The sequence below is a fragment of the Desulfopila inferna genome (genome assembly GCF_016919005.1).
GTDB lineage: Bacteria > Desulfobacterota > Desulfobulbia > Desulfobulbales > Desulfocapsaceae > Desulfopila_A > Desulfopila_A inferna.
Genome location: NZ_JAFFQE010000001.1, coordinates 246,224 through 258,368, shown reverse-complemented (window position 1 = coordinate 258,368; position 12,145 = coordinate 246,224). Strand labels below are relative to the sequence as shown.

The window sequence follows — 12,145 nt, the reverse complement described above, 5'->3', positions numbered from 1 at the left end:
ACGTTGAGTTTGATGTGAAAAGTCACCATACCACAACGTGGTATGGTGGCGAAATTATTTCACTTAATTCAGATTACCAATGATTTTTTGGGATAGGCGGGATGGCAAATTCTGAGGAAAAATATCAGGATAGGCGGCACCGGGAAAAGCTTGATCTGTGTTGCAAGTTTTTCGACAGTTTTAGGGCGTACTAAAGGTTACATCGCAAGCCTGCAAAAAACATCGTGCCGGGTCTTCTCTATTTAACCCTCTTATCTAGCCGTCTGAAAGTTTGGTGGCAACTTTTATTCAGGATTGAAGGTCGGATAATTTTTGAGCAATTTCAAACAAGACCTGAGGAGCATCTTCTATATTCTCAAAAGGTCTAACCCCGTCACGGTCTGCCTGGACAATCTCATCCATCTCAGGAAGAAAACCAAGAATATCAAATTCCGGCAAAGTGTTTCTGATAAGCGATTTATCTTCTTCGCTACGAACACGATTGCCGAGAATAATAATATTTTTGATGCCTATATCGCTGCCGAGTTTCTTGATCTGGGCTGCAGCCACCCTACTCCTGGCTCCGGGATTGACTATAATAACCAGGGCATCAACAGAGCTTGAAGTAGCTCTTCCCAGATGTTCAACGCCGGCTTCCATATCCATCAGAACAATATCATCACGATAGAGTACAAGATGGGTCATCAAGGCTTTCAGGATAGTACTTTCCGGACATATACACCCGGATCCGCCACTTTTGACAGTGCCCATTACCAGAAGCTTTACTCCATCTCTTTCAAGAGAAAAACGATCGGGGATATCGTCAACTTTGGGATTGAGAGTAAAAAATCCTCCCATGGTGCCTGGTTCGGCGCCCGTCCTCTCAGCTATCAATTCGGTTAGTTCGGAGATCGGGGTTATAGGTTCATCTTCAGGTATGCCCAGACCGGCAGCCAGATTGGTAACCGGGTCTGCGTCTATTGCAATCACATTTTTTTCATTTCTTGCGGCAAGACAGCGAGCCAGCAGCGATGTTACTGTGGTTTTGCCGACTCCGCCCTTTCCGCCAAAGGCAACTTTAAGACTCACAAATAATTCTCCATGTTTAAATCAGTCATCCTGGTCGTCGCCAATGACTTTACCATCATTGTCGACCATAGCCACTACAAAGCCATTTTTTTCTGCATCTTCATAGAGCTCTTCAATGTGGACAGCTTGGATTTCGTATTTTTTTCCCTTCTCACGCGGCAAGGAAAGAAAGCAATCATTTGCCGCATCCTTCGACTCAAAAGCCGGGATAAAATCGATCTTTTTTTCCTTATTGTGGAGCCCTAAAAAAGTGGCTTCTTTTTCCGGCTCGCAAACAACAACATAAACCCATCCTTTGGTACTGGCTTTTTCAGTCACGACTAACCTCTAATATAAGCAAGATGTTTTTTGATGCCTTCCCGATGAACTGCCACTCATTTCAGTACCCCTGGAAGTACTTTTCGTATGCATTAAAATACTGGATGCATCTCGGCTAAACGTATCAAAAGTAATAAACATACTGGGATAAATTACAATAGTCTGAAATGATAAACACACGAGTTCAATCAAATAAAAAAGGCCTCATCCAGCAGGATGAGGCCTTTTTAACAGAACACTGTTGTTTTACATAAGATCCAGATAAGAATCCGAGAACAGTGACTCACCGGTGATAACCCGAACTGTTTTTACATAGTCCGCAAGTTCTTTATCGAGCGTACTCAAATCAGGTGCGGTGCCGTCCATTGCCTGATGAATGACTTCGACAATTTCCGGACGCTCACCCTTGGCAACCGCGGTAAGATTAGTATCCAGGGGATCGGAGATCACCGACTTCATGCCGTATCTATCAAGCATTACCATATAGGTAGTGTTGAGTATGGGACGCAACTCGACGGGAGGTCCATTGGAAATATTGGAAAGCCCACAAGTGCTCATGGCTCCGGGTGCGATATCTTCGAGCATCATCTGAAAGTTCAGCAGGCTGACACATTGCTGCTGCTGAATATTAACAGGTGTGACAATGCCATCCACCCAGATTTTTTCATTCGGGATACCAGCTTCATTGGCTGCATAAACCAGCTCAACACACAGTGCCGCACGTTCATTTTCATCTCTGGGCAGTCCGTCCGGTCCCCACATTAAGGCGACAAAATCAGCATCATATTTGGCAGCCATGGGCAACATAACTTCATACCGCTCCGGGCGTGCCATAATTGAATTGATGATATGCGGCTTTCTTGCCGGCTTGAGTACCTTCAGGCCTTCTTCAATTGCTGCGATATTTGATGTATCCAGAAGAAGCGGCACATCGCCTGCAACTTCCTGAACTACCTGACAAACCCAGGGCATCAATTCGTGACCGTCTTTCTTGGCTGGTCCCAGATTGATATCGATGTAGTCCATCCGCTTGTCAAGCTGATCCTGAACTTCTTCCTGAATTGGTTTGGGGTCGCGCTCCTTGTATGCCCTCCCTATAACCTTGGAAATGACATTCAAGCTTTCTCCAAATAAAATCATGATCCTTCCTCCGTAAATTTATAAAAGTTACACGCGAGCTTTCAGGAAACCAGGTAAATGTGCGGCTTCGCGAGGACCTACCGTAATGGTCCAGCCCGGCAATTCCTCTTCAACATCACCGGCTATGGCAGCGGCATAACCAGGTATTATCAGTTCATTATGTTTGACTTTATCCATGATGCCGCTCTTCTTAACGAACATACCGACATCATCGCCGCCGAACTTCCCTGCAGCCCAGGCTGTCAAAACGGAAAGACCTTCGGAGTCCTTGATAAGCAGATAGGCAGAAACCTTACTTGCTTCAATTTCACCGGAAACGATAAAATAGGTAAGGGCAAAGTTTGTGGTAACCAGAACAGGTGAATTTTCATCGGGAGTGCCTATTTCGAAAATGCCTTCCGTTACGGTCATGGGTCGTTGGGGATCGGTAAAGATATTGAGTCTCTCCAAAAGCAGTGGGAATATCACTTCCGTAGATAAATCGGAAAGAACCACGATGCCGCCGTATTTGGCCACAAACATCGCTGCGATCAAGGCTTCCATGTCGCCATTGGAAGTCATTTCGCCAGGAAATGTTATGGTTGGAAAGCCCAGGGAACGATTCAGGTCCTTGAGCGCGGCCCTCCTCAGGGCGACCTGATCTTCCAGAGCCTGCTTGAGGTCTCTGCTGCCGGTATCTATTACCAGGTCCTTAACTCCCATTCCCACCAGTTTATCGGTCAAAGCGGCAATACCATCGATTGAATCGGCTTTCACCGCCAGAGGCAGATTATTATCCAAAGCAATCTTGCCGAAGGCATCAACTGTGGCATCGGTTGCCGCGTAAATTAGAGGTCGTTTGAACCCGGCAGTCTCAACTGCAGCTGAGATGACATCGGCATCTTCACTCATCAAAATCAGATTGAATTCAGATTTTTCGGAGATGTTCTTGGCCAGTGTGGCAAAGGCGACTTTGTCACCGTTAACATCTTTTAAGGCAACAAGCTCAGGGCGCAGGTTAAGTCCAACCCGCTCATACTGCAGGGCATTCCAGGCAGCGACTTTTGCATCCACATCAGCTTCGGGAGTATCGGAAGTGATGATACCGGCAAAGAGTGTAGGATTAAAAAAGGTTTTCTCGTGTCGATACATAACGGTTTCGCCGCCGGCTTTCGTTTTCCTGACGCCCTTGCCGATGGAAACCGGTCGAATTGGTGGTGCGGAAGCTTCAGCTAATTGAGCGCGTGCCTCATCGGATACATAAGGACAAGCATCAAGCTCGGCCTTGCCGGAAGCAAGATTCATAGCAAAAGCAAGACAGGTCGGAACCCCACACTCCTTGCAATTAGTTTTAGGCAGGAGTTTGAATATTTGAATACCAGTTAACGCCATTGTATTTGTCTCCTCTGTTATACAATCAGGGGGCGGCAAAAACCGCCCCCTGCGTTAGATTATCTTAGCCAATGAGTGGGTCCATGCTGAGCGCAGGATGATTTTTCTCCTGAAGGAATGGTAGAATCTCATCTTCGGTAATACCAATGGTCTCATCGGCGATCATATCAGCGAAGTTCTTCACACCCATTTGTTCACCGCGTGCATTGAGACGATCCCGGATCTCATCTTTGAGAATCTTCGGCATCCACACCATTCTCAGAAGCCCGCCATCGCCAAGGATGAATTTTTTCTGAGTAATGTTGAATTTGGAATGACCGACAAAACCCGGAGAAGATGCACCGCCACCCATCACGCCGGCAAGGGTGGTAAATTTCATTCCGGAAGGAGTCTCTCCTGAATAGTCGCGTCCTACTGTCATGACACCGTTACAGCTGGGCAGCATGGCGGCGATACACTCACAGCAACCACAGGTGGTCATCGGTGCATTGACCAGTGAGTAAAAGTTATAGGTTTCAACAGCGCCTTTAGAGGCCGATTTAATAAACTTATCAACCCCTTCAAAACGTCCAAGCACAGGATCGAGAACCTTTCCTTTCTCGATAGGCTGGTTAGGGCCTGTTGGATTAATCTCGAAAGAAGCCTTACAGTCCATCCAGTTGTAGGCGCCGCAAAGACCTGTTCTTTCAGGACTTACGGTGCAGACATGAGCAGGAGCAAATGACTGACAAAGGGTGCATGAGTAAAATGTTTCCACTTGTTCATCTGTCATGGTGTCAACGCGCTCGTCACGCATCTTATACTCAGCCCTGGCAGTTTCGGTAAGTTTATCCACATCCTCTTTGTTAGTGTAAAGTGTTACTTGAACTTTGTCGACTATCTTCTGGAAATCCTGGTGGAATTTTGCGTGCAGAACAACACCGAGATCTTTCAGGGTGAAACCTTTATCGACCGCTGCCTTACCAACCCGGACCCAGGAGATATCACGCTGTCCAATATGCATGATGCCCTGAATATAATTGATCAGATGATGAATCTGGCGCTCCAGGATCGGTTCAAAATCATCCTGGAATTCACGTCCGGCTATCTGGATAAAAATGCCCAGCGGCAGGGTATCGCCTTCTTTAAGATCGCCTATATCTTTGCCGACAATATTGACTTTACCGTCTTCAATTTCACCCATCTCGGCCTTTTTTACCAACTCGGTACATTGAGTCTTGCCCCCGCCCATCTGGCAGTGCAGATCGGCTCCACGTACTCTCTCGCCTTCAAAAGCAGGTCCGAATGCGCAGGGAATATCGATCTCAGTAACATTGATCTTGAGACCGCGTACCTCAACCGATTTTTGGCAGATTTCATCATGAGGAACATTGGCGACAACGTGTTCATATGTGCAGATGCCGGTAGGTAGAATCTCTGGAATATCGGTGTCTGCAAGCGTAGGAAAGCCCCAGTTAACGCAACCTGCTGCGGCAACAGCCCATTCGGTACCGATATCGCCGAGAGCATTGACAAAGGCAAATATCCTGTTTTTGTTGTAAAGCAGCATCTTGCGATAATCACCCGGCTGAACTCCACCAAACGCCATAGCAGCACGGTTGGCAAAACCAAGGGCAAAAACCGCAGAGGAAATGTCTGGTCCAAAAGGTACGATACGGGTATTCCAGCCTACCTGCATACCGGCCTCAAGACATTGCTCAATAACCGTCTTGCCATAATGATTGGCAGCACAGAAAATATAGAGACTCTTACGCTGGTAATCTTCAACGATCATTTTTGCGATTTCAGCATTAGGGGCAGCACCGACGATAGCTGCAAAACCCGGTGCGGAACCATCAACAAATTCGACACCACGTTTTCGCAAAATAGTATCATCTGCAGGCCCTACCCAGATTTTTCCCGCTTCGATATCGGGATCTTCTTGAGATATATAGAAATCAGGTTCCTTGAGAATCCGAATTGCCTCTTTGACTTCATAGGCAAAAATACCGGCCATACCGGCATCAAGAAGCGGTCCGAGATAGGGTAGATGGTTTTGTCCTTTCATATGCGGCGGCAGCAGGCCGCGCGCAAACTCCATGGGCTTCTTCAAATCTTCAAGGGTCTCACATTTCATGCCGGTAAGAGAATAAATTACCGGCAGATAATACGCTGTATTGGGAAAGCCAATTGGTGTACTGGCATCATATGACTGCAAGGCTCTTTCAAGTTCACCTTCCACCTGCGAGACAACCTTATAGCCGCCCTGTATTGCTGCGAACGCTACTAATCTAGACATGCTTTCCTCCTTCTTTGAGGATTTATTTTCATTAACACAACCAGGCTGAAATATTATTCCATTCCAAGGGCTTGTCTGTCAGCCATATCCATGAGAACCCTTTCACGTGCCTTGTCGATACCAAGCTCAGCTCGCTTTTTGTCGATATGGGCAATCATTTTATGGGCATGCTTGATCGGGTCCGGTTCACAATCCCATTTACCACCATAGATCTTCTCCATATCATTATAGAGATGATTCTTGAATTCCGGCGCACCTTCTACAGGCATATGATAACCAAAGACCGTATATACGCCGGAAGCGACAAAATATTGTCCGATGGAGATAGCCTTCTCGCTCATCCACTCCGGTGCACTTCCTGCTGCGGGTAGGTCGCAAATGTCTTTTCCGAGACCGCCCGCGTTGACAACTTCCGTCGCGGCAAGCAAAATCCTGCTGTTATCAACACAGGATCCCAGATGGAGAACAGGAGGAATACCTACGGTTTCGCATACCTCGGCAAGACCTGGTCCGCAATGAACTGCTGCGGCACCCGGAGTCAGAAGGCCATGCATACCCGCGGCTATTGCACTGCATCCTGTGGTAAGAACGATAACATCGTTCTTTATCAGTTCTTTTATCAGAGTAATGTGCTCTTCATTATGTTTGGTTCTGGCGTTGTTACAGCCGACTACACCGGCAATACCGCGGATGCGGCCGTTAATGATGTTGTCGTTCAAGGTGAAATAATCACCACGGAATGAGCCGCCAAGATGATACTGGATTGACTCAACACCAAAACCGGCAATCTGCGTGGTTTTGTGCTGAGGAATCATGACATCTGCTCCACGGTTGTTAAAGTTGTCGATTGCCATCTTGACGATACGCTTGGCATCCTGCATGGCATAATGCTCGTCAAATTCGATATGAATGACGTTTTCCTGCTCCATCTTGGCAATAGGATGGGTGGTGATAAGTTTGGTATGAAAACATTTGGCAACATTGGCGAGATTCTGGAAGACGCACTGGACATCGACGACCATGGCATCACAGGCTCCTGTTATGATAGCGAGTTCCTGCTGGAGAAATGTTCCCGCAGGTGGTACACCGTGACGCTGTAAAAGCTCATTTGCCGTACAGCAGATGCCGCCGAGCTGGATTCCTTTGGCTCCCTGCTCCTTGGCATAATCAATCATTTCCTGTGACTGAGCGGCGGCGACTATCATCTCGGAGAGCAGAGGTTCATGGCCATGAACGATGATATTGACATGGTCTTCTTTCATGATACCGAGATTGGCCTCTGACTGCAGCGGCGAAGGAGATCCGAACATGACGTCCTGAAGATCGGTACCGATCATGGAACCACCCCAGCCATCAGCGAGCGAGCAGCGAGTGCCCTGCTTCATAAGGTTTTTGTAGTCCTGGTCAACTCCCATATGGGTACGATGCATGATGTCAACGATTTCCCGGTCAACGTTGCGAGGCCTAACCCCTTCTTTTTCCCACTTGTCCTGGAGAGGCTGCGGTGCCCTTTTGAGATACCTCAAGGTTCCTTCCGGCTTGCCCCATTCGGCAACTGCCTTCTCGGCAACCGCGAGGGCGATTTCCTTAATCTCTCTGTCTTTGACAACGCCATCAACTTCAACTGTGGTGGCAACATCAAAGTATGGCGCTATCTGCACCAGTTTTGCCGGATCTTTGATACCATAGTCGGGTGCATTCCCGGTGACCGCCGCATAAAATGTTTCGGCAACCCCGCGGCCATGGTCTGAATGCGCTGCCGCCCCTGCGGCAATCATACGTACGAAGTTCCGTGCTGCAATGGTATTTGCCGTAGCACCGCAAAGTCCTTTTCTGGTGTCTTCCCCTTCTATACCATTTTTCGGCAGAGGGAGACGACATGGTCCCATGGCACAGTTTTTACAACAAATACCCTGCAGGCCAATCGCACATGGCTTCATGGTAACCGCTCTATCAAAAACCGTTTCGATCTCCAGCCTTTGTGCACGTCTGATCATTTCCTGTGTTGCTACATCAATGGATGCTTCCATTGGATCTGCAAGTTTGGGTGTCTTTGCAGCGGGTACTTTTTTTTCTTCTGACATTTGAGGTTCCTCCTCATATTGTTTCAAATATAGCTCATACTGAACTTCAGCTCAGACGGTCGTTGCTCTACCGTTTATGAAATCTGTTCAGCATCTGGATTATCTTTTCCTGCTGGGTATACTGGATAGCAGCGGGAGTAACGGTTTCTTCAAGGGACTTTTCCTTCTGCCCCGATGATTGTGCAGCTTTAGCTTTCTTTCTTTCAGCCAGCAAAGCAGCCTCTTCTTCCTTTCGCTTGGCAGCCGCATCTGACTCGGCTTTCTTTTTGGCGTCTTCTGCGGCTTTTTTGTCAGCCAGGGCTTTTGCCTCAGCATCTTCCTTGGCTTTCGCCTCAGCTGCTACTTTTGCCTCGGCATCGGCTTTGGCCTTAGCTTCTGCTTCAACCTTGGCTTTGGCCTCAGCGTCTGCCTTGGCATTGGCTTCCGCTTCCGGATCTGCGGCCGGTTTTGCGGTTGCTTCAGGTTTGGCTGGCGCTGCCGGTTTTGCTTCTGCTTTCGGCGTTTCGGCTTTGGCCGCTGCCGGAGTTTCTTTTTTCACCGGAGCAGCCTTCTTCGCCGGTGCTGCTGCTTTTTCCTCTTCTTCAATGGTTAAATCGAGTTCGGGGGCAAGAGCGGCAAAATCGATCTCGACATCGGCCATTCGTTTATTTATAGCTTTGGAGTCCATGGCGTTGCCGCCTGTCATCATAACGTCGATAAATTCTTTAGTAAGTCTGATTGATTCGGGATGGCGCATTATCAGGATATTGCTTCCGCTCATCAGATAAGTGACGGCGGCAACAGCCTCCATCAGAATTCCGCGTCGCTCCGGATCACCCAGACCAGGCGCTTCATCGACCTTCAATTTTGCTTCTTTGCACTTCCATACCTCATTGCCGACGTTGTTGATCATCGGATACTGCAGTTTGTCATCACCCTGCCCCATAGCGGCCAGATAGAGCCTTTCCATAACCGAATAGGTATATTCCAGGCCATAACCCAAACCACCCGTAGTCGGATCGACAATGATACGATCCATCGGCATTCCCAGGTTTTCCAGCAGGATATTCACCTGCTTAGCCAGGTTGACATCAATGGGAGATGAAGAAATCAGGCTCTGTCCATATCCCATGGCGGCTGCACCGATTCCTTTGTAATTTTTCTCTTCAACAGGCCCGAGGAGCAAGTTCTCTCCCTGGCATACTTCTGCGACAACCTTAAGTACTTCTTCATCTTTAGCAGGATTGGTGCATCCCCAGACGATGAGCGGGACACTTATGGCCTCAAGCACCTTTTTCACAGTCTCCGCGGCAGAAGCAGGACTTGCATTCTGGTCATTGGGGTCGGTCGATTTCAGCTGTAGGCAAATGGCCTGCGCGCCATATTCTTCAACACATTTTTTGGCCCAGGCCGCAGGATCGGAAATAACATCCTTAAAAGGCTCAACAGCGGGCTCAGGCCAATCGGTGGGCGTCATATCCCAGACTTCCATGGCTATTATAGGTTTGTTAGGCATATCCCCTTCGAATGTATAAAAAGGATAACAGGTTTCTCCGCCCACGGTAATAGCTTTATCCCCCTTACCGATGGAAATTTCCTTTATGCCTCCGGTTAAGGATTCCTTCTTGATTTCAAATCCCACTTTAGCCTCCTTAAAAGTGAAAATTAGTCTCCTGAAGGTCGCTAAGCCGATGTAACGTTCACGTAAAGGTAACGATAAGATCGGTTCTGACCTTCCCTTTTTTTAATTCGCCAATAAATTCAATGTGAAAAATGTTCTTCGTTTTTTCAATATCTTTCCTTCTCTTTAACTTCAAGATCAATCGGCAATTCCCCGGATTGATTCCAATTTGCTTTTTCTGCCCTCCATCCTTTGCTTCAGTTTCGGAAATTTGTTGACATCCGTATGGGGGATAAACATGGCAGCTACATAATTATCCATGTATGAAGGCGTCTCCGACAGTTCGAAATTCGTCATTTTCCTGGTGACCTCGACTACATCTTTTCGAATCCTGTTGGTCAACGAGCTCATCTTGGCTCCCAGCAGTGAACCGTTACCGAGGTATGTTACTTTGGAAGGATCTATTTCCGGCAACAGCCCAATGGTCATGGCTTTCTCAAGATCGATATAGCTGCCGAAACCGCCTGCAAGAGTAATATGTTCCATCATATCCATGGAGAGACCAACTTCATCCAGGAGGGTCATGCAGCCGCTGTAAATGGCGGCTTTGGCCCGGATCAGATTATCGATGTCGACCTCGCTCAAGGAAATATCCCTGTCTATCTGCGTTTCATCCTTCCAGGAAATCACATATTCCCAGACATCATTGCGCTGACGAATGCGTGGTGTCTTCATCTCTCTGTTCAATTTCCCGCTGTTGTCTATCACTCCCATTTCAAACATCACCGCGATCATGGTGATTAATCCCGATCCACAGATACCTTTGGGGCGCATATTACCTATGGTGAGGATCATCGGCTCATACGTCACTGGATCAATGAGAAAATCTTCAATGGCTCCCTTGGCTGCGCGCATACCGAATTCCACACCGCCACCCTCGAAAGCGGGTCCGGCCGAACAGGCGGCACAGGCAAGCCAGTCTTTGTTGCCAATGACTATTTCGGCATTGGTGCCGATATCCATATAAATGGTAAGTTCTTCTGAACGATAGAGTCCGGAACCCATGATACCCGCCACAATATCACCACCGACATAACTTGATATCTGTGGGTATAATAATGCGATAGCGTGTTCGTTTAAATCAATGCCTATGGTCTCGGCCCGGAATGGTGGATACAGTGTTGCCGCGGGTACGTACGGCGCTCGCCGGATATAACTAGGGTTGACGCGCAGCAGCAACTGCGTCATTGTTGTATTCCCGGCTATGGTAATGGTGGAAATGTTTTCTCTGTCTATTCCCGATTCATTAAAGATATTGTCCAGAATTTCATTGATTGTTGCCACTACAACTTTCTGCAGTTTCTTCAGTCCTTCCGGTTTTTCAGCAACAATGATTCTGCTGATGACATCCTCACCATAACTGATCTGGCCGTTGAAGAGTCCATTCTCGGCCAGAACCTTGCCGGTCTGCAGGTTGACCAGCTGTCCATAAATGGTAGTAGTCCCTATATCAACGGCAATGGCAAAATTTTCTGCGGTGGTATCTCCTGACTGAATATTGGTAATTCTGGTTTTGCCATTATCTCTGACGGGTCTGACAAGGGTAGCTGTCACCTTAAAATCATTTTCTCGTAGTATTTCAGGAAGCTTTCGTATAACCGGAACGGTAAGCTCGAGCTTATGCCAATCCGCCTTTTCTTTCAAGGAACGCACCAGCCTGCCGACATCGGAGAGATTATCGTCCTTGGTCGGCGGAGGAATTTCAAGAAAAGTCTTCTTAACCGGGTTGATAAACAACCCCTGTTCTTTGAGACTCTCAATGTCCATATGCTGCGTCGCCGCAGTGCTTCTGGGCGCCGCCTGCATGTTAAGGATGCTTGAATCTACCGCGGATTCAACAGGTACTATGATCGTTACGTCTTCAACAACTGTGGAAAGACAGGCAAGACGATATCCTTTCTCAACGTCTTCCTGACTGATCCGTTCCGTGATACCGCCTTCAAGTTCGCCGTCTTCCCGCACAACCCGGCATTTACCGCACACCCCTTCTCCTCCGCAGGAGGCATTGATATGGATACCGGCATCCATGGCAACACGGATCAGGTTTGTTCCTGCTTCAACCTCAATCTCACGCTCATGAGGTAGGAATTTTACTACACATTTTTGCATATCATCCTATATGTTTTATGTCTATCGGCAAATACTGGCGGTGCATTCTGAATTATCAACAGCACATTCCGAACTTTGATGACAGCCCCTTGTCGTATTTTTTTCTAAGAAAAAAAT

General features: G+C 47.7%; 8 protein-coding genes. All 8 read right to left on the bottom strand.

Annotated elements, in window-relative coordinates; genetic code table 11:
- Positions 1-288: 288 nt before the first annotated feature.
- The 8 genes from JWG88_RS01015 to JWG88_RS00980 all read right to left on the bottom strand — a co-directional run bounded on the left by JWG88_RS01015 (position 289) and on the right by JWG88_RS00980 (position 12,028).
- On the bottom strand, positions 289-1,068 hold the full coding sequence (locus tag JWG88_RS01015) for a nucleotide-binding protein (RefSeq protein ID WP_205231824.1): 780 nt from the start codon (positions 1,066-1,068) through the stop codon (positions 289-291).
- A gap of 21 nt (positions 1,069-1,089) precedes the next feature.
- Complete coding sequence (locus JWG88_RS01010; RefSeq protein WP_205231823.1) at positions 1,090-1,386, bottom strand: DUF3110 domain-containing protein; 297 nt, start codon at positions 1,384-1,386, stop codon at positions 1,090-1,092.
- 246 nt (positions 1,387-1,632) lie between these two features.
- Entirely contained in the window at positions 1,633-2,526 is an 894-nt protein-coding gene (locus JWG88_RS01005; RefSeq protein ID WP_205231822.1) for a dihydropteroate synthase, read from the bottom strand.
- A 27-nt stretch (positions 2,527-2,553) separates the two neighbouring features.
- Positions 2,554-3,897: an acetyl-CoA decarbonylase/synthase complex subunit gamma gene (acsC, locus tag JWG88_RS01000; protein ID WP_205231821.1), complete on the bottom strand. Its 1,344-nt coding sequence runs from the start codon at positions 3,895-3,897 to the stop codon at positions 2,554-2,556.
- Positions 3,898-3,961: 64 nt separating this feature from the next.
- Positions 3,962-6,175, bottom strand: coding sequence for an acetyl-CoA decarbonylase/synthase complex subunit alpha/beta (gene acsB, locus JWG88_RS00995; protein WP_205231820.1), 2,214 nt, complete (start codon positions 6,173-6,175; stop codon positions 3,962-3,964).
- A gap of 53 nt (positions 6,176-6,228) precedes the next feature.
- Positions 6,229-8,259 carry an anaerobic carbon-monoxide dehydrogenase catalytic subunit gene (gene cooS / locus JWG88_RS00990; protein ID WP_205231819.1) on the bottom strand — a complete coding sequence of 677 codons (2,031 nt, stop codon included), beginning with the start codon at positions 8,257-8,259 and terminating at the stop codon, positions 6,229-6,231.
- Positions 8,260-8,326: 67 nt separating this feature from the next.
- Positions 8,327-9,880, bottom strand: coding sequence for an acetyl-CoA decarbonylase/synthase complex subunit delta (locus tag JWG88_RS00985; RefSeq protein ID WP_205231818.1), 1,554 nt, complete (start codon positions 9,878-9,880; stop codon positions 8,327-8,329).
- A gap of 177 nt (positions 9,881-10,057) precedes the next feature.
- Complete coding sequence (locus JWG88_RS00980) at positions 10,058-12,028, bottom strand: ASKHA domain-containing protein (protein WP_205231817.1); 1,971 nt, start codon at positions 12,026-12,028, stop codon at positions 10,058-10,060.
- Positions 12,029-12,145 lie beyond the last annotated feature (117 nt).

What these genes read in the sequence shown, in the direction of transcription:
- JWG88_RS01005 (WP_205231822.1), bottom strand. Translation starts at nt 2,526, where the DNA reads ATGATTTTATTTGGAGAAAGCTTGAATGTCATTTCCAAGGTTATAGGG.
- acsC (WP_205231821.1), bottom strand. Translation starts at nt 3,897, where the DNA reads ATGGCGTTAACTGGTATTCAAATATTCAAACTCCTGCCTAAAACTAAT.
- acsB (WP_205231820.1), bottom strand. Translation starts at nt 6,175, where the DNA reads ATGTCTAGATTAGTAGCGTTCGCAGCAATACAGGGCGGCTATAAGGTT.
- cooS (WP_205231819.1), bottom strand. Translation starts at nt 8,259, where the DNA reads ATGTCAGAAGAAAAAAAAGTACCCGCTGCAAAGACACCCAAACTTGCA.
- JWG88_RS00980 (WP_205231817.1), bottom strand. Translation starts at nt 12,028, where the DNA reads ATGCAAAAATGTGTAGTAAAATTCCTACCTCATGAGCGTGAGATTGAG.